This window comes from Natronosporangium hydrolyticum (genome assembly GCF_016925615.1).
Lineage (GTDB): Bacteria > Actinomycetota > Actinomycetes > Mycobacteriales > Micromonosporaceae > Natronosporangium > Natronosporangium hydrolyticum.
Window position 1 is genome coordinate 5,618,383 of sequence record NZ_CP070499.1, and the last position, 22,537, is coordinate 5,640,919.

The 22,537-nt window shown below is 70.5% G+C and carries 19 protein-coding genes, 1 tRNA gene and 2 pseudogenes; 12 read left to right on the forward strand and 10 right to left on the reverse strand.

The genetic code is table 11. The annotated features are described in order from the left end of the window. Positions 1 to 155: 155 nt before the first annotated feature. The 4 genes and pseudogenes from JQS43_RS25605 to JQS43_RS25620 all read right to left on the reverse strand — a co-directional run. Positions 156 to 1,601 (reverse strand): annotated as a pseudogene (locus JQS43_RS25605) (FtsW/RodA/SpoVE family cell cycle protein); the annotation flags it as partial. Between the two features lie 16 nt (positions 1,602 to 1,617). Continuing rightward, positions 1,618 to 3,021 (reverse strand): PP2C family protein-serine/threonine phosphatase, encoded by a 1,404-nt coding sequence (locus JQS43_RS25610; RefSeq protein ID WP_239676920.1) that lies wholly within the window; start codon positions 3,019 to 3,021, stop codon positions 1,618 to 1,620. A 12-nt stretch (positions 3,022 to 3,033) separates the two neighbouring features. Beyond that, positions 3,034 to 3,528, reverse strand: a complete 495-nt coding sequence (locus tag JQS43_RS25615; protein ID WP_239676921.1) for an FHA domain-containing protein FhaB/FipA — start codon at positions 3,526 to 3,528, stop codon at positions 3,034 to 3,036. Positions 3,529 to 3,534: 6 nt separating this feature from the next. Further along, positions 3,535 to 4,338, reverse strand: a complete 804-nt coding sequence (locus tag JQS43_RS25620) for an FhaA domain-containing protein (RefSeq protein ID WP_239676922.1) — start codon at positions 4,336 to 4,338, stop codon at positions 3,535 to 3,537. Positions 4,339 to 4,600: 262 nt separating this feature from the next. On the opposite strand from JQS43_RS25620, the gene JQS43_RS25625 reads away from it, so the two are divergent. From JQS43_RS25625 to JQS43_RS25635, 3 genes are all read left to right on the forward strand, one after another. Then, positions 4,601 to 4,686, forward strand: a tRNA-Leu gene (locus tag JQS43_RS25625). 156 nt (positions 4,687 to 4,842) lie between these two features. After that, positions 4,843 to 5,925, forward strand: a complete 1,083-nt coding sequence (locus JQS43_RS25630; RefSeq protein WP_239676923.1) for an NAD-dependent epimerase/dehydratase family protein — start codon at positions 4,843 to 4,845, stop codon at positions 5,923 to 5,925. After that, positions 5,909 to 6,715: a WecB/TagA/CpsF family glycosyltransferase gene (locus tag JQS43_RS25635; RefSeq protein ID WP_239676924.1), complete on the forward strand. Its 807-nt coding sequence runs from the start codon at positions 5,909 to 5,911 to the stop codon at positions 6,713 to 6,715. Before JQS43_RS25630 ends, JQS43_RS25635 begins: the two co-directional genes overlap by 17 nt. 40 nt (positions 6,716 to 6,755) lie before the next feature. Here the strand turns inward: JQS43_RS25635 and JQS43_RS25640 are convergent, their stop codons facing one another. Beyond that, entirely contained in the window at positions 6,756 to 7,109 is a 354-nt protein-coding gene (locus tag JQS43_RS25640; RefSeq protein WP_239679597.1) for a hypothetical protein, read from the reverse strand. 200 nt (positions 7,110 to 7,309) lie between these two features. Between JQS43_RS25640 and JQS43_RS25645 the strand changes: the two genes are divergently transcribed. Both JQS43_RS25645 and JQS43_RS25650 read left to right on the forward strand, forming a co-directional pair. Beyond that, a complete protein-coding gene (locus JQS43_RS25645) occupies positions 7,310 to 7,663 on the forward strand; it encodes a hypothetical protein (RefSeq protein WP_239676925.1) in 354 nt (117 codons plus the stop codon). Between the two features lie 104 nt (positions 7,664 to 7,767). Further along, the gene (locus tag JQS43_RS25650) at positions 7,768 to 8,142 is read left to right on the forward strand and encodes a hypothetical protein (RefSeq protein ID WP_239676926.1); all 375 of its coding nucleotides are present in this window, start codon (positions 7,768 to 7,770) and stop codon (positions 8,140 to 8,142) included. 24 nt (positions 8,143 to 8,166) lie between these two features. On the opposite strand, the gene JQS43_RS25655 is transcribed toward JQS43_RS25650, so the two are convergent. Beyond that, complete coding sequence (locus JQS43_RS25655) at positions 8,167 to 9,300, reverse strand: hypothetical protein (RefSeq protein ID WP_239679598.1); 1,134 nt, start codon at positions 9,298 to 9,300, stop codon at positions 8,167 to 8,169. Between the two features lie 88 nt (positions 9,301 to 9,388). Here JQS43_RS25655 and JQS43_RS25660 point away from each other — a divergent pair, with 88 nt between their 5' ends. Then, on the forward strand, positions 9,389 to 10,612 hold the full coding sequence (locus tag JQS43_RS25660; protein WP_239676927.1) for a Hansenula MRAKII killer toxin-resistant protein 1: 1,224 nt from the start codon (positions 9,389 to 9,391) through the stop codon (positions 10,610 to 10,612). A 9-nt stretch (positions 10,613 to 10,621) separates the two neighbouring features. Here JQS43_RS25660 and JQS43_RS25665 read toward each other — a convergent pair whose 3' ends face one another. After that, a complete protein-coding gene (locus tag JQS43_RS25665) occupies positions 10,622 to 12,097 on the reverse strand; it encodes a glutamate-cysteine ligase family protein (protein ID WP_239676928.1) in 1,476 nt (491 codons plus the stop codon). Between the two features lie 123 nt (positions 12,098 to 12,220). Between JQS43_RS25665 and JQS43_RS25670 the strand changes: the two genes are divergently transcribed. Beyond that, positions 12,221 to 12,787: a MarR family winged helix-turn-helix transcriptional regulator gene (locus JQS43_RS25670; RefSeq protein WP_239676929.1), complete on the forward strand. Its 567-nt coding sequence runs from the start codon at positions 12,221 to 12,223 to the stop codon at positions 12,785 to 12,787. Positions 12,788 to 13,005: 218 nt separating this feature from the next. On the opposite strand, the gene JQS43_RS25675 is transcribed toward JQS43_RS25670, so the two are convergent. Beyond that, the gene (locus JQS43_RS25675) at positions 13,006 to 16,569 is read right to left on the reverse strand and encodes an endo-1,4-beta-xylanase (RefSeq protein WP_239676930.1); all 3,564 of its coding nucleotides are present in this window, start codon (positions 16,567 to 16,569) and stop codon (positions 13,006 to 13,008) included. A gap of 225 nt (positions 16,570 to 16,794) precedes the next feature. On the opposite strand from JQS43_RS25675, the gene JQS43_RS25680 reads away from it, so the two are divergent. Further along, positions 16,795 to 17,883, forward strand: coding sequence for an aminotransferase-like domain-containing protein (locus tag JQS43_RS25680; RefSeq protein WP_239676931.1), 1,089 nt, complete (start codon positions 16,795 to 16,797; stop codon positions 17,881 to 17,883). 347 nt (positions 17,884 to 18,230) lie between these two features. On the opposite strand, the gene JQS43_RS25685 is transcribed toward JQS43_RS25680, so the two are convergent. After that, positions 18,231 to 18,665, reverse strand: a complete 435-nt coding sequence (locus JQS43_RS25685) for a hypothetical protein (RefSeq protein WP_239676932.1) — start codon at positions 18,663 to 18,665, stop codon at positions 18,231 to 18,233. Between the two features lie 145 nt (positions 18,666 to 18,810). Between JQS43_RS25685 and JQS43_RS25690 the strand changes: the two are divergent. Further along, positions 18,811 to 18,967, forward strand: a pseudogene (locus JQS43_RS25690) (peptidylprolyl isomerase); the annotation flags it as partial. A 141-nt stretch (positions 18,968 to 19,108) separates the two neighbouring features. Next, the gene (locus JQS43_RS25695; protein WP_239676933.1) at positions 19,109 to 20,029 is read left to right on the forward strand and encodes a rhomboid family intramembrane serine protease; all 921 of its coding nucleotides are present in this window, start codon (positions 19,109 to 19,111) and stop codon (positions 20,027 to 20,029) included. A gap of 224 nt (positions 20,030 to 20,253) precedes the next feature. Here the strand turns inward: JQS43_RS25695 and JQS43_RS25700 are convergent, their stop codons facing one another. Beyond that, a complete protein-coding gene (locus JQS43_RS25700) occupies positions 20,254 to 20,676 on the reverse strand; it encodes a PH domain-containing protein (RefSeq protein WP_239676934.1) in 423 nt (140 codons plus the stop codon). 123 nt (positions 20,677 to 20,799) lie between these two features. Here JQS43_RS25700 and JQS43_RS25705 point away from each other — a divergent pair, with 123 nt between their 5' ends. Continuing rightward, a complete protein-coding gene (locus JQS43_RS25705) occupies positions 20,800 to 21,960 on the forward strand; it encodes an acetyl-CoA C-acyltransferase (protein WP_239676935.1) in 1,161 nt (386 codons plus the stop codon). Between the two features lie 58 nt (positions 21,961 to 22,018). Continuing rightward, positions 22,019 to 22,519: a hypothetical protein gene (locus tag JQS43_RS25710; RefSeq protein WP_239676936.1), complete on the forward strand. Its 501-nt coding sequence runs from the start codon at positions 22,019 to 22,021 to the stop codon at positions 22,517 to 22,519. Positions 22,520 to 22,537 lie beyond the last annotated feature (18 nt).

Below are 22,537 nucleotides of genomic sequence, written 5' to 3' on the forward strand. Positions count from 1 at the left end.
CCGTCGGCGAGCCCTCGCCCGGGCGGGGCGGCTCCCCCGTCCGGGGCGCCCTGGCCACCGCCCGGGGCCGGGTGGTGCTGGGCACCGGAACGGTCGGCACCCGGACGCTCAGCACCCGGACGCTCGGCACCGGAACGCTCGGCACCCGGACGCGCCGGCATCGGGGAGGAGACCACCGGCGGCGTGGCGGGTTGCCGGGCGGCGTCGGAGATCCGCAGCAGCAACGCCACCAGAATCCAGTTCGACATCAGCGCCGACCCGCCGGCTGACATCAGCGGGGTGGTCAGTCCGGTCAGCGGGATCAGTCCGGTCACCCCACCTAGGATGACGAAGATCTGCAACCCGAGCGTGAAGGCGAGCCCGCCGGCGAGCAGCTTGCCGAACGAGTCCCGCACCGCCAACCCGATCCGAATGCCCCGGGTGACCACTACCAACAGCACCATGAGCAGGGCGGTCAGGCCGAACAGGCCGATCTCTTCACCGATGCCGGCGAAGATGAAGTCGTTATGGACCTCCGGCACCTGGGTGGGTTGGCCGGCGCCCGGGCCGGTGCCGAAGAGGCCGCCGGTGCCCAGCCCGAGTAGCGACTGCAACGGTTGATAACCGGCGCCGGTCGGGTCGGCGAACGGGTCCAGCCAGACATCGACCCGCCAGGAGAAGTTGTAGAACGGCCCGCCGATCGTGGAGCCGAGCACGTACGCGAGCACCGCCCCGCCGGTGAACAGCAGGAACCCGATGATCATCCAGCTGATGCGTTCGGTCGCGATGTACAGCATCGCCACGAACATGCCCAGATACATCAACGACATGCCGAGGTCGAACTGCATCACCAGGACCAGCAGCGAGAGCAGCCAGACCACCACCACCGGGCCGAGGTCGCGCCCGCGGGGGAAGTCGATGCCGAGGAACCGCTTGCCGGCGAGCGACAGCACCTCCCGCTTGCGCACCAGGTAGTACGCGAAGAAACAGAGCAGCGCCAGCTTGGCGAACTCGCCGGGCTGGATGGAGAACGGGCCGATCCGGATCCACAGCTTCGCCGACTCGTCGTACTCGCTGGCGGAGATGCTCGCCGGCAACAACCCTGGGATGATCATGAGGACGATCCCGACCAGCCCGAGCGTCCAGGCGTAGCGGGAGATCAGCCGATGGTCCCGCACCAGCCAGAGCACGCCGACCACGCCAGCGATCGACACCGCCGTCCAGATCAGCTGCGACCCGCCGATGCCGCTGAACGGTGACGCGCCTTCCCCCACATCGTCAGGATTGGTGACGCCGAGGTCGAGCCGCCGAAGAAAGGCCACCCCCACCCCGTTCAGCAGGGCCACCGCCGGCAGCAGCACCGGGTCGGCGTACGGGGCGAAGATCCGTAGGGCCACGTGTGCGACGAGGAAGGTGACGGTCAACACCGCCGGTTGCACCCAGAACGAGGCGCTCAGCGTGTCGAGCAGCTGCAACTCCACCGTGGCGGAGAAGCCGGCGATCACCCCCATCGCCAGCAGCAGCAGCCCCAGCTCGGCATTCCGCGGGTTGCGGGACGCGCGGCCACGGCCGGTCGAGCTACGAGAGCTCGGCGGCACAGGCATGGTGGCTGGCGCAGTCACCGGGGTTCCGTCTCTCCTACTCGGTCCGGCAGTCCGTCGGGTCGGTCCGGGGTGGGGTCCGGTTGACCGGCTCCCCGTCCGGGGAAGGATCGATCGTCCCGGTGGCGGTCGCCGCCGGGTCCGGAGTCTCCTCCGGGTCCGGTTCGTCCTCGTCGTCGGCGGGGGTCGGGGTGGGGGTCGGGCTGGGGGTCGGCCGGCACAGCGGCTTCAGCTCGTCGTTGAGCAGCTCGGTCATCCGCTGCTCCGCCTCGCCGGAGCTGCCGGCCCGGATGCTGCCCTGCCGGACCCGCTCCTGGGCGTGTGGCCGCAGGTCGTCGACCGCGTAGTCGCTGACCGTGTGCAGGCTGGAGAGGTCGAGGCCGGCCACCCGGCCGGGCAACCCTTGAAAGACCGCGACCTCGCCCTCCTCGGTCGCCCCGACGTAGTAGGTGGACTGGGTGACCGACCAGCCATACCAGAGCCCGCCACTGAGCAGCGCCAGCAGGACCAGCACGATCAGGGCGGTACGCAGCGGACGTCGCGGCGGGCGGGCCGGCGCCTCCTCCTCGACGGCCGCCGACTCCGGCTCCGGTTCCGGCGCGGGCGGGCGAGGGTTCAACGCCGAGGCGCGCGCCGCCGGGGTGGACTCGTGTTCGGTGCTGTCGCCGCTCGCCTCACCGCGGGCTGCGGCCCCGCCCACCACCGGCGTGCCTTCCATGATGTCCTGGTCGGTGGCGTCCGCGACGATCACGGTGACGTTGTCCGGGCCGCCGCCGCGCAGCGCCAGCGAGATCAGCCGCTCCACACACTCCTGCGGATCGGTGTACTCCCGGGTGGTGTCGGCGATGGTCTCCTCGCTGACCACCCCGGAGAGGCCGTCGGAGCAGATCAGATACCGGTCGCCGGGGAGCACCGTCCGGACCGAATACTCGGGGTCGATGTCCCGGCCGTCCATCGCCCGGGTGAGCAGCGACCGCTGGGGATGGCTGCCGGCCTCCTCCGCGCTGATCCGGCCTTCGTCCACCAGCATCTGGACGTAGGTGTCGTCCTTGGTGATCTGGTGGAACTCGCCGGAGCGCAGCAGGTAGGCGCGAGAGTCACCGATGTGCACCAGACCGGCCCGCGAGCCCGCGAACAGCAGCCCGGTGAGCGTGGTGCCCATGCCCTCCATCTGCGGATTCGCTTCGACGGTGTCGCGTAGTTGTTGGTTGGCCGTATCCACGCTTCCCCGGATGGTGTCGAGGATCGCGTCCCCCGGCACGTCCTCATCCAGTGGCGCGAGTGCGGCAATGACAATGTTGCTGGCGACGTCACCGGCGGCCATGCCGCCCATGCCGTCGGCCACGGCGAGCAGCCGCGGGCCGGCGTAGACGGAGTCTTGATTACCGTCTCGCACCAGGCCGCGGTCACTGCGAGCCGCGTAGCGCAGGGTCAGATTCATGGGCCGTAGCTTCTAGGGACGTAGCTCTATGGATGTTCGCCCGATCCGGATCGGCACGCCGATAGGTACGGGGGTGGGGCCACTAACCTTGGACCGATCCAGATATGTGCCATTGGTCGAGCCAAGATCTTCGATATACCACTGTCCGGCGCGGGGCACCAGCCGAGCGTGCCTGGCTGATGCGTAGTCGTCGGTGATGACGAGTGTAGAGTCCTCCGCCCTGCCGATGGTGATCTGGGTCTCGCCCAGACTGATCCGGGTGCCCGCGAGCTGGCCAGCGGTCACCACGAGCTGGTGGGCGGCCCGGCCCTTGCGGACCTTGGCCGGCGCCTGACCGCCGCCGCCGCCCCCAGCGGCGGCCGCCGCCGCACGCGGCGGCGCGACCACCCGCCGGGAACGGCCGCCGGCGAACATGTCCCGCCGCACCACCCCCACCACCGCGAACACGAAGATCCACAGCAGGACCAGCAGCCCGATCCGGGCCGCAGTCAAGACGAGCTCGTCCAAGGTCGGTTAGCCGTCCACCCGGAAGGTGAGCGTGGTCGTCCCGATCTGGATCATGTCGCCCGGGTTGAGCGCCACCGCGGAGATCCGCTGACCATTCACCATCGATCCGTTGGTCGACCCGAGGTCGGTAAGGACCACCTGGGCCCCGTCGAAGTCCAGCCGGGCGTGCCGGCGGGAGATCCCGACGTCAGGCAGGCGCAGCGTCGCCTGGTCACCCCGGCCGATCACGGTCGAGCCGATCGCCAGCGGGTAGTTGCGCCCATCACCCGAGATCAGCCGCGGGTTCCGGAAGCCGCCACCCGGACCGGCCGGCGGGCCGCTCGGGTGACCATGCTGCTCATACTGGGGTTGCTCATACTGGTGGGCCTGCTCGTACTGCGGCGGATAGCCCTGATGTTGCTGGTCGTATGCGGTCGGGGCGGCGGGCGGCGCCGGATCTCCGCTGAACACTTCGGCGGTGACCCGGAACATGCCGGTGTCCAGGCCCTCCCCCCGCTCGATCTCGACGATCACATCCCCGTAGACCGTCCAGGCCTGCTCACCGATGAACTCGGCCTGCGACTGCGCCAGCTCTTGCGCCAGGGCCGCCGCGTACGGCGCGAGCCGGCTGTGGTCGTACGGGGAGAGGTCGATCACATACCGGTTCGGGACCAGCGTGCGACCGCCGGCTAGGATCGCCTTGTGCGCCTCGGCCTCCCGTTGCATCGCGTTGAGGATCTCCACTGGGTGGACGACCCCTTTGAATACCTTCGCGAAGGCCCCCTCAACGAGACCCTCTAGTCGCTTCTCAAAGCGCTGCAGCACACTCACCGGCTCCTCCTCGTGCCCGAGAAGTTGATGGTATCGGTTGCGCGCACCCCCCGACCGCAGGCCGACCGCCTAGTCCGCCTGCGCCAGCTGTCGCGCCCAGCGAGGCAACCATACGCGCTATCGGCGAAAATCTCCCGCCGGAGCGTGCGGCCGCCACCGGCGGCCAGCCGACGCCCTCGGGGCGACCGGGAAGCCGGGGGACCGGGGCGAAACCCCCCTCGCGGGACGGGCGGGCGGGGAGGTAGGCTATGACGGCTGCCGCGGGGAAGTGGCGGAATGGCAGACGCGCACGGTTCAGGTCCGTGTGCCCGAAAGGGCGTGGGGGTTCAACTCCCCCCTTCCCCACCACTGACACACCACTCGATGCCCCTGGTCAACTCTGGCCGGGGGCATTGCCGCGCGTTGACCCGCCGGGCCGAACCGACCGGATCAGCCCAGGTAGGACGGGTTATGCTCGCGCTGACTCAGGGCATACCCACCCGACCACGACCAGGAGGGTCTGAAGTGAGCGTTGCGCTGGTGACCGGCTCCGCCGGGCTGATCGGCTCGGAGGCCGCCCGCCACTTCGCCGGACTCGGGTTGGACGTGGTCGGCATCGACAACGACCTGCGCCGCTACTTCTTCGGCGACGACGGCTCGACCGCCTGGAGCCTGCTGCGGCTCACCAACGACCTGGGCGACGGGTACACCCACTTCGACGTGGACATCCGCGACCGGGACGGGCTGGAGCAGATCTTCAAGAAGTACGGCGCCGCCATCTCGGTGGTAATCCACACCGCCGGGCAGCCCAGCCACGACTGGGCGGCGAAGGAGCCGTACACCGACTTCGACGTCAACGCCGGCGGCACCCTCAATGTGTTGGAGAACACCCGCCTGCATTGCCCGGAGGCGGCGTTCATCCACTGCTCCACCAACAAGGTCTACGGCGACCGTCCGAACTTCTTGCCGCTGCGGGAGCTGGCGACCCGGTACGAGATCGCCGAGGACCACCCGTACGCCGGTGGGATCACCGAAGACATGTCGATCGACGACTGCCTGCACTCGATCTTCGGTGTCTCCAAGGTCGCCGCCGACGTGATGGTGCAGGAGTACGGCCGCTACTTCGGGCTGAAGACCGCGTGCTTCCGGGGCGGCACGCTGACCGGGCCCGCCCACTCCGCCGCCGAGCTGCACGGCTACCTCGCGTACCTGATGCGCTGCGTGATGGCGGGCCGGACCTACACCATCTACGGCTACCAGGGCAAGATGGTCCGCGACGCGCTGCACTCGCACGACGTGCTCACCGCCTTCGAGGCGTTCTTCCGCAACCCCCGCTCCGCCGAGGTCTACAACCTCGGCGGCGGCCGCTTCGCCAATGCCTCCCACATCGAGGCGTTCCGGATCGCCGAGGAGATCACCGGCCGGGAGGCGAAGACCGTGTATGTGGACCAGCCGCGAGTCGGCGACCACCAGTGGTGGATCAGCAGCATGGCGAAGTTCCAGGCCCACTACCCGGACTGGCAGATCACCTACGACGTGCCCACCATCCTGCGGGAGATCTACGACGCGCAGGTCGAGAACTGGGTCGCGCATGATCAACCGCGGTAAGCGGAATGTGCTGGGGGTCCTGGTCGACGCCGTCGACTACGAGGCCGCCATCGACCAGATCCTCACCGCCGCCCGCGACCGCCGGCCGCTGGCGGTGACGGCGCTCGCCGTCCACGGGGTGATGACCGGCGCCACCGACCGGGCCCACGCCGCCCGGCTGAACTCGTTCGACCTGGTCACCCCGGACGGCCAACCGGTCCGCTGGGCGCTGAATCTGCTTCACCGGTGCCGGCTGTCCGACCGGGTGTACGGGCCGACGCTCACGTTCCGGGTGCTCGCCGCCTGCGCCGAGCAGGGCCTGCCGGTCTACCTGTACGGGTCGACCGACGAGACCCTGCACCGGCTGGTCGATCGGCTCACCGCACAGCTGCCCGGCTTGAAGATCGCCGGGCAGGAGAGCTCCCAGTTCCGGGCGATCAGGGCCGACGAGGCGCCGGAAGTCGCCGCCCGGATCCGGGCGTCAGGCGCCCGGGTCGTGCTGGTCGGCCTCGGCTGCCCCCGGCAGGAGCTGTTCACCTACGCCATGCGTCCGTTGCTCGACGCCCCGCTGCTGGCCGTGGGCGCCGCCTTCGACTACCACGCCGGCCTGCTCCGCACCCCGCCACCGTGGATGCAACGGGCCGGCCTCGAGTGGTTGTGGCGGCTCGGCCTGGAGCCGCGCCGGCTGTGGCGGCGCTACGTCATCCTCAACCCGGCGTACCTGGCGCGGCTCGGCGGCCAGCTGCTGCGGCTCTGGCGGCCGGCGCCCCCGCCCCCGGCCACCGAGCAGCTCCCCTCGTTCCCCGGGTAGGAGCGGCGGCGTAGATCACCGACGCGACCCGCCGGTCGGCTCAGCGCCGGGTGGGCTCGATGTCATAGAAGAGGTCCAGGATCGACCGGGCAGCCTCGAACCACCGGTCCAGCCAGCCGGGCGGCGGCGCTGACCCCTTGGGCGGCAGCTCCAGCAGCAGACCCCGCAACAGCGGATGGTCGGCCAGGTTGCCGGGGCCACCGTCCAGCCAGCCGTCGGTGGCGAAATCCGGCTCCACGGGCACCTCCAGGTCCACGAGCGAAGGCAGCCGCGGCTTCTCGGCACCGCTGCTCTCATAGGTCGTACCGTTGTGCTGATCGCCGTCGGCCGCACCGTCGGCCGCCGAGTGGTAGGTCGTACCCATCACCGTGCCGTACCGTTCCTGACTTCCCACGTGTCCACCACTGATCGTCTCCGGGCTCATAGTCACGTACTCGCCTTCGGTCCGACGCCTGTCTTCTCGGTGCAACGAGCGACGCTGGCCGAAGACGCGAAGCAACCGCAGGTCGCACCCGGTGTCGGTTGCGCGGCGCCCGCCGGTGCGGCAGGCTGCCGGTACAGCCCGGCGTACCTCGGGAGGTAGACATGACCGGTATGGGTCGATGTGACCGTCCCAGCCTGGCCGCGGGGGAGCCGGAGCTACCCCGCTCCGGGGATGTCCTGCAGGTCACCCGTGAAGCCAGCGTCCAGTTCCGGGTGCCGATCTACTTCCGGGTGATCCGGGTCCACGACTGGCCGACGTACGCCGGCTGGGTGTGGCTCGACGGATACCAGCTCAACGACGCGGGTGAGGCGACCGAACGGCGGTCGATCTTCGTCCAGACCGCTGGCCTGCGACGGGTGTCCGGCCCCACCCCTGCGAAGAATCCGCGGCCCGGCGGCCGGGGCGGCCGCCGCACCGCCGGCACCTCCCCGCCGGCCCCACCGCCGCCCATCGCCGGAGTCTGACCGCAAAGCCCCGCCGCGCCCCCGGGCCCGCGACTATCATCGGCATTAGCACCCCACCGCCTGCCGACCCTCCCACGCTGGACCCCACATCTTCGGGGGACGGCATGATCGACAACAAGCACTGGGTACGCGCACCGGCGCCGCCGCATCGACGGCCCGCCCACTACGACGCAGGCCGACCGGAGCCGGCCACCCTGCTGCGGGCGTTACTGCTCGGGGTGGTGGTCTTCGTCGCGGCGCTGCTCGCCGCCGGACTCCTCGCGGGCGCCGCGCCGGCCGGCCCGGCCGAGCCGGTCACGGGCGACGCAGCCGACGCAGCCGACGCAGCCGGGTCGACGGTATCTGTCGCCGAACAGCAGCCGCCGGCAGCGCAGGCCGATCTTGACTTCGCCCACTCCATGGTGGTGTCCGGGCTGGTGGCGCTCACGCTATCGGTGATCGGCACGGTGATGGTGGCCCGGCGACGCCGGCTCTGGTGAGGCCGGGTTGCGAGGCATCCTCACTTAGCCGCCGCCGTCGCCGCCGTCATCGTCATCGTCATCATCGTCATCGTCTCCGCCGTCATCGCCATCGTCATCTCCGCCGTCATCGCCGCCCGTCGGCGGCGGCGAGGGGGCCGGCGGCGGCTCCGGTGACTCCGGCGGTGGCTCCGGCGGATCCGCCGGTGGCGGCGGCTCCGGCTGCTGGTCTGGCGGCTCCTGCGGCGGCGGCGCATCCGGGGTGGTCGGGGTCGGGCTCGGGGACTCGGTGGCGGTGGGGGACGGCGAGGCCGGCGGCACGATCGGGTCATCCTCGCCCAGCGCCTGCGCGATCAGGAAGACACCGAAGCCGAGCGCCCCCAGCAGTACCAGCGCCACCAACCCGAGCAGCGCCGGGAGCCACCAACGCCGACGCGACGCCCTGGGCCAGTCCTGGCTCCACTCGTCGGTGCTGGTGAGACCGCGGTCCCGCGGATCGGGCGGGCGCACCTGGGCGCGGCCAGACCAGGCGGGCGTACCGGCGGCGGAGGCCCCGGCAGCGGAATCCCCGGCGGCTGAATCGATCTTGGTGTCGAATCGGGTGTCGTCCGGCTGCCCCGGCAGCGCGGCGGTGGCGTCCGGGTCCGCTGCCGGTAGCTGTGCGGTGGCGTCGCCGGGCTCGGGAACCAGCTGCTGGGTCGCGTCCGACGGCCACTGCTGGGTGTCACCCACATCACGCGCGAGTTGCTGGGTCGCGTCCGAATCCGACGGCCACTGCTGGGTGTCACCCAGCTCACGGCTTATCTGCTGAGTGTCGGCTTCGCCAGGCTGAGCGAACACCTCCGGCTCCGGCTCCGGCTCCGCGTCGGGCTCCGGCTCCGGCTCCGCGTCGGGCTCCGCGTCGGGCTCCGGCTCCGGCTCCGCGTCGGGCTCCGCGTCGGGCTCGGGCTCCGGCTCCGGCTCGGGCTCCGGCTCCGGGTCGGGCTCCGGCTCGGGCTCCGAGTCGGGCTCCGAGTCGGGCTCCGGCTCCGAGTCGGGCTCGGGCTCCGGCTCCGGCTCGGGGTCGGGGTCGGGGTCGGGATCCGGGTCCGGCGCTGCCGCCGGCTCGGGTTCGGTCTCGGCCGGCTCGGCCGGTTCCTCGGGGCGCTCCGGCTCCTTGGGGGTGGGATCGCTCGACACAGCGCCACGGTACTAGCGACCCGACTGAGGACGGTCACTGCGCTCGGGCGGGTCGCGCCGCTGGCCGGCGGGCGTTACGCTCCCCGGCATGGTCGTTCGAGGATGGGGTGGGGCGGTCGCTGCCGCGGCGGGGGCGGCCGCGGCGGCCGGTGCCGCGCAGCTCGGCCTCGGTTACGGAATGGACATCATCAGCTGGCCGGTCGCGAGCGAGCGCAGCGCCGAGGCCTGGATCGCCAGCCTCACCTGGGCCGCCTGGATCGCCGCCAGCGCCACGATCATCGGCGCGGTGGTGGCCGCTCGGCTGCAACCCGCGCCCGCCGAGCTGGAGCGGACCAATCAGGTGCTGTGGCGGGTGGCGGTCACCGTCGCGGCGGCGCTGGGCGCGGGCGCGACCGCGGTGCTGGTGGCGGTGCCGGCCCGGGTCGCCGAGGTCGCCGGCACCCCGTCCCCACAGGCCGAGGCGGGCAGCTACGCCCTGGTCGGCGTGGCGATCGGCCTGGTCATCGCGGTGGTTGCGCTGACCGCCCGGTCGGTCGCGGCGAATCTGCTCACCACCGCCGGCTGGCTGTGGCTGCTCGCCGTGATCGCCGTGATCGAGGGAGTGGTCTCCGGCCGGGAGTGGGCGAGGATCCCGTTGGCCTTCTTCGAGTTCGACGCCGCTGGGCCATGGTTCCGCAGCGTGCTGCTGCCCGATGCGGCGCTGGCCATCGGCGCCGCGTTGCTGATCGGTGCGCTCGCCGCGCTGCCGGGCGCGCGGCGCGGCGACCCTCCGGTTGGGGTGGTGCTCTCCGGCGCCGCCGGCCCGGTGGTGGTCGCCGCCGCGTACCTGGTGACCCATCCGGAGTTGACCGGTGCGGCCGCGATCGACCTCTCCCGGCAGTTGGTCGTCCCCCACCTGGTGATCGCCGGGTTGCTCGGTTCGCTGCTCGCCACCGCCGTGCCGCGGCGTCGGGCCAGCGGCCCACCCGAGGCGCCGCCGGTCGGCCCCACCTCGCCGGCCTCGCCTGCCGCTCCCACTTCACCAGGCGCTCCGGCTTCGGCGGTGACTCCCACCTCACCCGCATCGCCGACGTCGCCGGCCGGGTCGACTGGCTCGGTGACAGTGCCTAGCCAGCCCATCCGGTCCCGGTCGGTCGACGAGGCGCCGGCGACCGACGGCGATAAGCCGAGCCTCGGCGGGTCGGAGTCGGGAGCACCGGCCGAGCACAGCGCGACGCCATCGTCGCCCAAGGGCCGCGGTGGCCGAGCCAAGAGCCGGCGGCCGAAGACCACCGACACCGCCGCGGACACCGACGCCGGCGCGGACATGTAAGGCTGGGCGCTACTCGACCGGCCAGCTGTGCACCGGCTCGTTGGTCCGCTGGTGCGCCGCGTACTGCTGGAGCATCAGCTGCAGCGCCGCTGGCCGGGAGTAGCCCCGCCGCTCCGCCGCCTCCACGGCTTCGATCTGCCAGACCGCGCCGTTGCGGCGGGTCAGGCACCGCTGCTCGATGATCCGCAGCAACCGGTCCCGGATCGGCGCGGCGACCCCGTAGCGGTCCAGCCCTTCGTACGCCTTCGGGAGCAACCGCTCCAGCACCAGGTCGCTAACCGGGAGTTCGCCGAGCCGGGGCCAGTGCACTAGCGCGGTGATGCCGTGTCGGGAGGCGGTGTGGAAGTTCTCCTCGGCGTCGGAGAAGGTCAGCTGGCTCCAGATCGGACGATCTTCCTCGGCGAGGGTCCGGGTGAGCCCGAAATAGAAGGCGGCGTTGGCCAGGAGGTCGACCACCGTCGGCCCGGACGGCAGGACCCGGTTCTCCACCCGCAGGTGCGGGCGGCCCGCCATGACGTCGTAGATTGGCCGGTTCCAACGGTAGACGGTGCCGTTGTGCAGCCGAAGTTCGCCGAGCCGGGGCACCCCGCCGGTGTGTAGGACCTCGACCGGGTCCTCGTCCTCACAGATCGGCAACAGCGGCGGAAAGTACCTGACGTTCTCCTCGAAAAGATCGAAGATCGAGGCGATCCACCGCTCGCCGAACCACGCCCGAGGTCGTACTCCCTGCGCCTTGAGTTCGTCCGGCCGGGTGTCGGTGGACTGTTCGAACAGCACGATCCGGGTCTCGTGCCAGAGCCGCCGACCGAACAGGTACGGCGAGTTGGCGCCCACCGCGACCTGGGCGGCCGCGATCGCCTGGGCGGCGTTCCAGTAGCTGGCGAAGGTCTCCGGCGCCACCTGCAGGTGGCACTGCACGCTGGTGCCGGCCGCCTCGGGGCCGATCGACTCGGTGGTCGCCTGTAGCCGTTCCACGCCGCGGATGTCGAGCGCGATGTCCTCGCCCCGGGCGGCGACGATCTGTTCGTTCAGCAGTCGGTACCGAGGGTTGGGCGAGAGATTTTCGAGCACCGTGTGCGCCGGGGTTAGGGTCGGCAGGATGCCGATCATGAGCAGGCTGGCGTCCACCTTGGCGGCGCGCTGGTCGGCGCGGCCGAGGCTGTCGGCGAGGTCTGCCTCGTAGGCGGCGAGTCCGTCGCCCTCGATCAGCCGGGGCCGGGCGTTGAGCTCAAGGTTGAACTGCCCGAGCTCGGTCTGGAAGGTGGGGTCCGCGAGGCTGGCGAGGACCTCGGCGTTGCGCATCGCTGGTTGGGCGTCACCGTCGATCAGGTCGAGTTCGATCTCCAGCCCGGTCATCGGCCGTTCGGTGTCGAAGCCGAAGGCGTCCAGCATCAGCGCGAACACGTCGAGGCACCGGCGGACCTTCAATCGATACCGGGTGCGGTCTTCCCGGGAGAAGGCCAGCGGCTCGACATCCTTGCCCATGAGGCCTCCGGCTGCGTTCGGTGGTGGCGTCTCTACGGTAGGGAACCAGAGGCTGATTCGGCTAGTCGAGAACTTATTTGACTGATCAATTATCGATTGGTCAAGAGTTGGTACGATCTGGCGATGGAAGCCGAGCTGTACGACGACGAGCGAATCACCGCATTCGGCCTCTTCGCGGAGGTCTATACCGGGCTGGTGACCCGCTTCTCGGCGCAGCTGGCTGAGCATGGGCTGGCGCTGATCGAGTTCGAGGTGCTGGTCAGACTGGCCCGCACTCCTGCGCAGCAGCTGCGCATGACCGAGCTGGCCGGCCAGGTGGCGCTCACCACCAGCGGGATCACCCGGGTGGTCGACCGACTCGAACGCGAGGACCTGGTTCGTCGCCGGCCCTGCCCCGAAGACCGGCGCGGCTCCTGGACGGCGCTCACCGCCACCGGCCAAAGCCGGCTCAGTGCGGCCCTCCCCGACCACCTGGCCCTGCTGGATCGGCACTTCACCGGCCACTTCTCGGCGGCGGAGCGGACCCAGCTGGTGGTCCGGCTCCGGGAGATCCGCGACGAGGTCCATCCCGCTGCCCGACCCGCCTCGCCCGGACCACAGAACCGGACCGGCAGAACCAGCGGCAGAAACCGTGACCGACCCGGGAGTCCGCCGGAGTTTCCCGACAAATCACCCAGCACTGCTCGCTAGGCTTCGCAACCGGGAGGACCCAGCGGGTCATTCGGGCGAATCCCCTGGGGACGGGGTGGCGGAGCGAGGTGACGCTGGGGGGCTAGCGCACCCCTCGCCCGCCACCCGCTCCCATCTGCCCGGGGCGAGGTCCCCAGCGAGCCCGCTGAGGGGGTGTGCCGGCGGCTCCGCCGCCGGCACACCCCCTCAGCTCTTCTCGAACCCAACCCCGGGTCGAGCTACCATCCCGCGCACTGGCCCGAGCGCGGCCCGTGCCCGGAGTTGGGCACCCCGCCATCGACCGGTGCCGGGTCATTCCCACGGCAGTGCAGCAGCCCGGTAATGGTGTTCCCGGAGATCACGATCGGCTCGGCACCGGTCTGGTTACCGGCCACCGTCACCGGCCCGGCGATCCGGTTGCCGGCCAGCTCGACCAGTCCGGTGGCGCCCGCGATCGTCACCGGTCCGCTGACCTCGGTGTCGTCCCACTGCACCACCACGGCATCGGTCACCGACACCGGACCACGCACCACCGCACCGGTCGCGATCAGCGACCCGCCGTCCCGTACCGTCAGCGGACCGAAGACCTCCGCACCCTCGGTGAGGCAGAGCGTCTCCCCGGATACGGTCAGCGGCCCGGTGTGCCGGCCATCGATCGTCCGGTCGCAGTCCGGCCCGCCGTCGTCGGCCGCCACCAGCCTGGCCACCCCCCACCGGGAGGTGTCCTGGTAGGACTGGCCGGTCGGGTCGTGCCAGTTGTGCACCGAGGTCCGCGACCCGTCGGTGGCGTCGTTGATCTGCAGTTCCAGACCCACGAACGAGCCGGGCTCGGGCTCCATCGTGTTCAGCTCGACCGACGCCTCGATCCGGTAGCCACCGTCGACCACGGCGGTCTCGCTGGTCAGGTTGTCCCCGATCACATCGAGCATGCCGTTGATGGTCTGGTGATTCTCGAAGTTGATCCGGTACTGGCCGTCGTCGGCCTGGTAGGGACCGCTCTTCGTGTTGTTGGGGTCCACGAAGATCTCGATCGAGTCCTGCTCCCAGGAGTTGGAGTTGCTGGCGTCCAGGTGTGGATCGGCCACCTCCGCGAGCAGGTAGAGCCGGTCGTCGTCCCACAGCAGCCGTACCTCCGCCTGGGCGCCGTCGGCCGAGCCCTCCACCAGCACCTCGGTAGCCACGCTCGGCGCGGTCTCCCAGACCGGGTCGATCTCACCGTCGATCACCGGCGCGGTGTCGGCGAACGGCACGTCCACGTGCCGCAACGGCTCGATCAGGCTCAGCGTCCCCCACCGGGAGGTGTCGCTGTCCTGTTCGTGGCTCTGGTCGCTCCACGAGAGCTGCTCGCCGGTGGCCCCGTCGGTGACCCGGATGTCGAAGCCGACCTCCCGGCCCTGCTCGCCATCGGTAACCAGCGGCAGCGCCGCCTCCAGCTGGTATCCGGTGTCGGTCGCCAGCACCTCGGCCACCGCGCCGTCCCCGGTTACCGTGCCGTCCCGTTCGACCGTGTAGTGGGCGTCACCTTCCTGGTAGTCGCCGGCCTTGGCGTTGCTGTCATCGACGTACAGCTCCACCCGGTCACCCGAGTCGGCCACCTCGTCGGTCACCTCCGCCAGCACGTACAGGTGCTCGGTGTCCCACCGGACCTGGAATCCAGTCTCGCCGCCGGGCGTCAACGCCGTGTCCGGTAGCAGCTGCCAACCGAGTTCCCGCTCCCCGTCCACCTCGACGGTGTCCCCGGGGACATTCAGCGACTGCGGGAAGTGGGGCAGCTGGTCCGGATCGACCACACCCCAGTACGCCGGCTTGGACTGCAGCTGGTCGTCGAAGAAGAGCGGCGCCTCGTGTGGCCGGTCCACCGGCCAGGTCCGCAGCCAGCTCCGGCCGTCGTGCAGGCCCCAGGCGGTGACCTGGGTCAACACATCGTCGTAGGCCCGGAGCACGTCGAACAGATCCCGGAAGTAGTACCCCTGCCGGACCAGCCGCTCCGGCGGCGCGGTCGGCAGCGACTCCTCGGCGGTCTGGGAGATGCTGACGTCCAGCTCGGTGACGGCCTGCTGCACCGGAAGTTCCCGGAAGCGTTCCAGGGTGTCTTCCACCATGGCGACCGGCCGGACCAGGTTCAGGTGCAGCTGGTGCCCCACCCCGTCGAGCGGAACTCCCGCGTCGAGCAGGTCGGAGACCACCTGGAACATGGCTTCCCGCTTGGCCGGGAACTCGGTGTTGTAGTCGTTGAGGTAGAGCTGCACGTCCGGGCCGAAGGCATCCCGGGCGAAGTGGAACGCGTGGGCAAGGTAATCCGGTCCGAGGATCCGGTACCACTCACTGCGCCGGAGCCCGTCGTCCTGACTCTCGTCGATCGCCTCATTGACCACGTCCCAGGCCCACATCCGGTCGCCGTAGCGCTCGGCGACCGCCTCGATGTGGGTCTGCATCCGGTCCAGCAGCAGCTGCTGGTGCTCCGGGCTGTCGGTCAGCGGGTTGCCATCGGCATCCTCGAAGACCCAGTCCGCGGTCTGGCTGTGCCACACCAGCGTGTGCCCGTATACCCGCAGGTCATGGTCGTCGGCGAAGGCGACCAGTTCGTCGGCCGCGTCGAAGGTGAAGGTGCCCTCGACCGGCTGGATCTCCTCCGGCTTCATGTGGTTCTCGGCGGTGATCCCGTCGAAGTGTCGCAGCAGCAGCTCCGCCGAGGGGTCGCTGGTCTCCCGGGCATCGATCGCGGCGCCGAGCGGGAAGTGCTCGGCGAGCTCCTCATGCAGCGACGAGATGTCTTCGACCTCCGGCGGGGTCACCCCGGTGAGGACGAAGTCGTCGAGATGGAAGTCGACCAGCGCCTCGTTGGACTCGGCGTAGATGGTGAACGCGTCCGCCTCCCCCGCGGGAGTCCAGACCGCGCTGACGGTGGTCCACTCGTCTGCGGTGACCGTCGCGTTCGGGGTGAGGTTGGTGAAGCTGGAGTCGCCATCGGCGTCGGTCTGCAGGCTGAGCCGCAGGCTGGCTGGGTCTTCGCCATCGGCGAGCCGCAGCGCGGCGGAGATGCCGTAGCTGGCCCCCGGGGTCACATACTCGGTGACGTCGAGCGCCGGGCCGTGCCAGGTTTCGTCGCGTTCGCGCACGCCCAGGCTCCACTCGCCGCTGGCGGCGACGCCCTGCACGGCCTCGACCTGCTCGGTGTCGCGCGCCACCCAACCCTCGGTGGTGCCGCTCTCGAAGTCGGTGCCGATCAACACCTGGTCGGGCAGTTCGGTGGTGGTGATCCGGACGTCGTCCAGGTAGAACGAGACGGTCTGGTCCGGGCTCTCCACATAGAGTTCGAGCTCGTCGTTGACCGAGCTGCTGAACTGGTAGCTGCCGGCGAGGCGCACCCACTCGTCGCCGGTGGCTACGACGTCGGAGTCCACCCGCTCATACTCGGTGTCGCCGCCGGCGGGTCGCCGTTGCACGGTCAGGTGCAGGTCGGCCGCGTCCGCGTCGGCCAACCGCACGTACGCCTCGACCTGGTAGGTGATGTCGGGCTGCAGGATTTCCCGCAGGTCCCGGCCGGGCCCGTGCCAGTCGGCGTCGCGGCCGGTGGTGAGCAGGCTCGCTGCTCCGGTGTGTGCTTGGGCGGTGCTGATCTCGACTTCGGCGTCGCCCCGGCCGAACCAGCCGTCCGTCGCGTCGTCCTCGAAGTCGCTGGCCAGTACCACTACCTCGGGGTCAGGAGTCTCGGCGAGCGCGGAACCGGCCGGCACCCCCGCTAATCCCGTCCCCAGCAGACCGAGCACGCCGATGGTGGCTACGGTCCCCCTGCGTCTCATGGGTTCTCCTCTCGGAGCCGATGGTTGCCGGCCCAATTTCCCGGAAGTTTCGGAAAGTTTCGGCAATGTTGTCCGGAAGATATCTGGCGCGGTGTGACGAGGTCAACAGTTGACGCCCACCGATCCGTACGGAGGGGGTAGTACGCCCCAATCGCACCGAGAATTTCTCCGGCCCACCGCTGCCGCTGGCGGAGCCCGCGGCTGACTGCCCTACGCTGGGGAGCCATGACTTCGACGATCTCGTTCGCCCGTGGTGCCCCGTCGACCGACATCGTTGACGTAGCCGGACTCTCCGAGGCGGCTACCGAGGCGTTCGCCGCCGACCCGGCCGGCATGGTCGGCTACGGCACGTCGCTGGGCTACCTGCCGTTGCGGCAGTGGCTCGCCCAACGACACGGAGTCGCCGTCGACCAGGTGCTGATCACCAACGGGTCGATGCAGGCCGACGCGTTCCTCTTCGACCAGGTGGTGGGCGAGGGGACCGACGTGGTGGTGGAGCGCCCGACCTACGACCGCACCCTGCTCCGGCTGACCGGGTCCGGGGCCCGGGTCCACCAGGTCACCCTGCAGGCGGACGGGATCGACGTCGCCGAGCTGAAGTCGCTGCTCGCCAGCGGGGTCCGGCCACGCCTCGCCCATATTATTCCGAACTACCACAATCCTGGCGGAGTGACGCTCTCGCTGGCCAAGCGCCACGAACTGCTGGCGCTCGCGGCCGAGTACGGGTTCACCATCTTCGAGGACGACCCGTACGTCGAGATCCGGTTCCGGGGCGAGCCGTTGCCCTCGATGCTCTCGCTCGACCAGCACGGATCGGTGGTGCACGCCTCCAGCTTCACCAAGACCGTCTGCCCCGGCGTCCGGGTCGGCTACCTGGTGGCGCCGGCCGAGACGATCGCCGCGATCGCCGCGGCGGCGACCCAGACCTACATCTCGCCCGGCATGGTGGCGCAGGCGATCGTCTATCACTTCTGTGTCTCCGGCCGGTGGGAACGGTCGATCGAGACCGTCCGGACGGCGCTGGCGCGCCGGTCGGCCCTGCTCGCCGATGAGCTGCGCAAGCAGCTACCGGAGGCCAAGTTCCAGGAGCCGGACGGGGGCTACTTCCTGTGGATCGACCTACCGGGCGACGTGCCGGCCGATCGGCTGGTAGCGGCCTGCGCCGACCGCGGCGTGGCGGTGGTGAAGGGCAGCGACTTCCTGCTCTCCGGTGGGGACACCTCGCTACGCCTCGCCTACTCGGCGGTTACTGAGGATCAAATCCCGGAGGGCGTCGAGCGACTCGCGGCAGCCGTCCACGAAGTACGGCGCTGAGCACTGACTCTTACCGAGAGTTATCTACTTTCTACAGAAAGTTGTGACGATTACTCGCGGTCAGGGGTTCCCAACTGGGCGCGGGATGGAACAGAATACCCACAGACATGACACCCGCCCCCCAAAAAGGCGCCGGGTGGGCCGTTCGCACCCCACCCCCCCCCGCAGCGGTCGGTCCACCCGGCGCCCCACATCTTGGGCCTAGCGGGGGGGACCGGTCCCCCCGCTACATCTCTCCACAGCGGCCCGCGCCGCCACATCTCTCCACAGCGGCCCGCGCCGCTACATCTCTCCACAGCGGCCCGCGCCGCTACATCTCTCCACAGCGGCCCGCGCCGCTGGCGCAATCACGTCGCCGGCAGCTCCTCCGCCGGCGTCGCGTCGTACTCCTCCCACTCCTGCTCCCGGCTGCGGCGCACCGCCGCCGCTACCACCACCCCGACCGCCACCCCGCCGGCCAGCAACCCGACCAGCGCCGGCCACCGGCGGCGACCCTGGTCGGGTTGGCCACCGCCGAGCTTGCGCTTCGCGTCCCGCTTCCGGCTCCGCTTCGAATCGCCCACGGCCGCCTCGCTGAGGGGCGCGAGCGCGGCCCGGGTCGAATCCCACCCGTCGGAGGCCACGGTGCGGACCCGCTGCGCGGCCGGCGCCATCCGGGGGCCGACGGTGGCGCGTACCCCGCCCGCGGCGTGGCCGGCAGCCCGCAGCGCGTGATCCAGCGACTCGCCGAGCTCGACCCGAGCGAGTTCGGCATGCCTAGTTTCCTGCTTACGTCGCAACACTGTATGTACCTCCTGGCTGTGCTTCCGCCTCCCCGCGGCGGGCTGATTCCCCGGCCATCCTCTCTTGTCCCACGCCGCCGCACCGGCGAAACACGTCACATGGGAGGACTTGCCGGTACCTGACCTTCACACTTGAGGTGGTTCCGTGGCGACCTCTGCCACCCTGCACACCAGCGCAGGCGAAGCGCGATCCGGCTCAACCTGTTCCCGAACCACGCGCCGGAGACCGTCAAGAACTTCACCGCACTCGCCACCGGCGGTCGGACTACGTGGACCCCGGACCGGCCAGCCCGGGTAGTGGACGCGATCGCGACCACTGCGACCGACCGCAACGACCGGCCGCGTACCGACGTGGTCATCGAACGGGTCGAGGTCGGCTGATACCCGACCGGCCATTGCCCGCGGGAGCGGCCAGCGACGGCTGGACACGTTAGGGTAGCGGCGTGAGCCAGCCGACCATCCCGGTCTGTTACCGGCACCCGTCGCGCGAGACCTACCTGCGGTGCAGCCGCTGCGACCGCCCGATCTGCCCGTCGTGCATGAACGACGCGGCGGTCGGTCACCACTGCCCGGACTGCGTCGCCGAGGGGCGGCGCAGCCAACGCTCCGCTCGCACCGCCTTCGGCGGCACCCAGGCCGGCAGGCACGGGCACGTCACCATCGCGCTGATCGCGCTCAACGTCGCGGTCGCCGCGATGGTGCTGGTGATCGGAGGCACCCAGTCCGCTGCCGCGGGCGGCTGGGGCGGCCTACTCGGTGGGCTGACCCCTGCCCACCTATGGGGTGGTCTACAGCCCGGCCCACAGATCTGGACCGAGATCGTCGGGGACCGGCTGCTGCGGGGCACCGGTGGGGTCGCCGAGGGCGAGTATTACCGCCTGCTCACCTCGATGTTCCTGCACTACGGCGTGTTCCACCTGGCGCTCAACATGTTCGCACTGTGGGTGGTCGGCGGGGTGCTGGAACCCCTACTCGGGCGGCTCCGGTTCCTGGCCCTCTACCTGGTCTCCGGGATCGGCGGCGGGGTGGCGACCTACCTGTTCGCGAGCATGGGCACCGTCGCGGCGGGCGCGTCCGGCGCGGTGTTCGGGCTGTTCGCGGCCTTCTTCATCATCATGCGCCGGCTCGGCCGGGACACGTCGATGATCACCATGATCCTGGTGGTCAACTTGATCCTCACCTTCGTGATCCCGCAGATCTCGATCTGGGGCCACCTGGGCGGGTTGGTAACCGGCGGGTTGGTGGCGCTGGGGCTCGCCTACGCACCCCGACAACACCGCAACCCGATCCAGCTCGCCACCATCGTCGGGATCGTGGTCGTGCTCACCGCGCTGACCATCACCCGCACCCTGCTGCTGACCTAAGCCGACACGGGCCGATGATCCGTCCGGGCCGATCCGCCTCGGGGTGGACGGCTCGCCCGGCGGCACCCGGTGGTCGCGAAGCAAGGTTGTGCATTCGTTGTCGCACCAACAGCAACAGATGTTCATGCTCGCCCGGCTAGCGGTCCCGGCCATCATCATGGTGATGAGCTGGCTGCCCACACAGCCGCCCCGTCACTATGATCTTGGCAGTACGCCGGACTGAGCTAGGGGCGGGCTTCGGCTCGGATCGAGGTGAGCTCAGCGACCACCTCGTCCAGGTCGGCGTCGAGGTCGTACCGGCTGAACAGGTAGAGCTGCTCGCCAGTGTCCACCTCCAGCATCCGGGAGTGACGCCGGGCATCGACCCGGATCCGTTCGACCTCGGACCACGTCACCCGGTGCTGGCGGGCGAAGCCGGAGAGCATGGTGAGACCGTCCGGGTCGGCGGTGAGCCGTACCGGTGCGATCAGGTCGCGGGCGGCCCAACCGATCAGCCCGACCACTGCGGCGATGGCGAGGGCGTACTGCCACCATTGGCCGCTGGCGAGCACGCCGGGCGCCGCCACCGCCGCTAGCAGCGCCGCGACCACCAGCTTTCCGATCGGCACCTTGCGCGGCACCCGCCAGTCGCGCTGCAACGTCGTCACCCCGTCACCCTAGGCCAGAGCGGGTACCGGCGGAAAGCGGCTAGCATGGGAGGAACCAGAGGTTACCGATGAGTAGTGTCGGTAGTGCGGGCGGTCGGCGAGCGGAACAGGAGTGACAGGTTGATGCGAGATGCGGTGATCGTCGCAGCGGTGCGCACGCCGGTCGGGCGCCGTAAGGGCGGGCTGGCGCAGCGGCACCCGGTGGACCTCTCCGGGGAGCTGCTCGGCGCGCTCGCCGCGCGTGGCGGGTTCGATCCGGTCGCTGTCGACGACGTGATCTGGGGCTGCGTCGGGCAGGTCGGCGAACAGTCGAACAATGTCGGCCGCAGCGCCGTGCTCGCCGCGGGCTGGCCGGAGTCGGTCGCCGGCACGACCGTCGACCGCCAGTGCGGCTCCAGCCAGCAGGCGGTCCACTTCGCCGCCGCCGCGGTGATCTCCGGCCAGGCCGATCTAGTGGTGGCGGGCGGAGTCGAGTCCATGACCCGGGTGCCGATGGGCGCCAACGTGGCCGACCAGCAGCCCTTTGGAGCCGACATCCGGGCCCGCTACCGGGGCGCCGACGGGTTCGACAGCGACGCGGTGGTGCCCTTTAATCAGGGGGTCGGTGCGGAGATGATCGCCGCCCGGTGGCGGCTGCCGCGCACCCAACTGGACGAGTTCGCGCTCGGCAGCCACCAGCGGGCCGCGGCGGCGCAGGATCAGGGTGAGTTCGCCGCCGAGATCGCCCCGGTCGCCGGGGTCACCGACGATGAGGGCATCCGCCGGGACTCTTCGCTGGCGAAGCTCGGTGAGCTGGCAACCCCGTTCGACCCGAAAGGGGTGGTGACCGCCGGCTCGGCCTCCCAGATCTCCGACGGCGCCGCGGCGCTCGCGATCACTACCAGCGACTGGGCGCTGGCGCACGGGCTGCGGCCGCTGGCCCGGATCCACACCGCGGTGGTCGCCGCCGACGACCCGGTGATCATGCTGACCGCGGTGCTGCCGGCGACCGCGAAGGCCCTGCAACGGTCCGGCCTGCGCCTCTCCGACATCGACGTCTACGAGGTGAACGAGGCGTTCGCGCCGGTGCCGCTGGCGTGGCTGGCCGAGACCGGCGGCGACCCCGCCCGCCTCAACCCGCGCGGTGGCGCGATCGCGCTCGGCCATCCGCTGGGAGCCTCCGGCGCCCGGCTGATGACCACCCTGCTGCACTACCTACGGGATCACGAGCTGCGGTACGGGCTGCAGACGATGTGCGAGGGCGGCGGCATGGCCAACGCCACGATCCTCGAACGACTCGACTGATCACAGTATGTGACGCGATCGTGACGTCACGGCCGGCGTGGCGGTTCGTTAGAAGGGTATGGACGTGTTCTCGCGTACCTTCCTTCCCGCCACATCAGAGGCCGGGCTGGCGATTCCGGTCGTCAGCCGGCACATGCCGGTGCTTCGCCGGTGTGTCACACCGGAAGAGACGACCGTGCTCGTCACCCGCTGCCAACGCCCCGCCACCCCCATGGCCGGGGCGTTTCTGTTGCTGCTGACCAACCGCCGACTGGTCATCTCCCGCGAGGGGCGGCTGCTGCGCCGGGCGCAGTTGCACCTGTCGGCACCGCTCCGGGAACTGACCAACGTGATCTGGATCTCGGACGAACGAGCGCCGGCGATCGAGCTAGCCGTTACCGGCGTCGATGGGATCCGGGAACGGTTCTGGATCCCGCTGCCCGACCAGTTCCGGGTGCGGCACGTCGACGCGCTGCTCAGTCACGCGTTCCGACCCCGCACCGGCGAGGCCACACCGTACTATCCGGCGCCCCGGTCGGCCCGCGGTCGGACCTCGACCCGGACGCTGGCGCCGACCTGAGCAGACAGACACGCCCGG

Coding starts and splice junctions, on each gene's coding strand:
- JQS43_RS25610 (WP_239676920.1), bottom strand. CDS start 3,021: ATGAATCTGACCCTGCGCTACGCGGCTCGCAGTGACCGCGGCCTGGTG.
- JQS43_RS25635 (WP_239676924.1), top strand. CDS start 5,909: ATGATCAACCGCGGTAAGCGGAATGTGCTGGGGGTCCTGGTCGACGCC.
- JQS43_RS25645 (WP_239676925.1), top strand. CDS start 7,310: ATGGGTCGATGTGACCGTCCCAGCCTGGCCGCGGGGGAGCCGGAGCTA.
- JQS43_RS25650 (WP_239676926.1), top strand. CDS start 7,768: ATGATCGACAACAAGCACTGGGTACGCGCACCGGCGCCGCCGCATCGA.
- JQS43_RS25660 (WP_239676927.1), top strand. CDS start 9,389: ATGGTCGTTCGAGGATGGGGTGGGGCGGTCGCTGCCGCGGCGGGGGCG.
- JQS43_RS25665 (WP_239676928.1), bottom strand. CDS start 12,097: ATGGGCAAGGATGTCGAGCCGCTGGCCTTCTCCCGGGAAGACCGCACC.
- JQS43_RS25670 (WP_239676929.1), top strand. CDS start 12,221: ATGGAAGCCGAGCTGTACGACGACGAGCGAATCACCGCATTCGGCCTC.
- JQS43_RS25675 (WP_239676930.1), bottom strand. CDS start 16,569: ATGAGACGCAGGGGGACCGTAGCCACCATCGGCGTGCTCGGTCTGCTG.
- JQS43_RS25680 (WP_239676931.1), top strand. CDS start 16,795: ATGACTTCGACGATCTCGTTCGCCCGTGGTGCCCCGTCGACCGACATC.
- JQS43_RS25705 (WP_239676935.1), top strand. CDS start 20,800: ATGCGAGATGCGGTGATCGTCGCAGCGGTGCGCACGCCGGTCGGGCGC.
- JQS43_RS25710 (WP_239676936.1), top strand. CDS start 22,019: ATGGACGTGTTCTCGCGTACCTTCCTTCCCGCCACATCAGAGGCCGGG.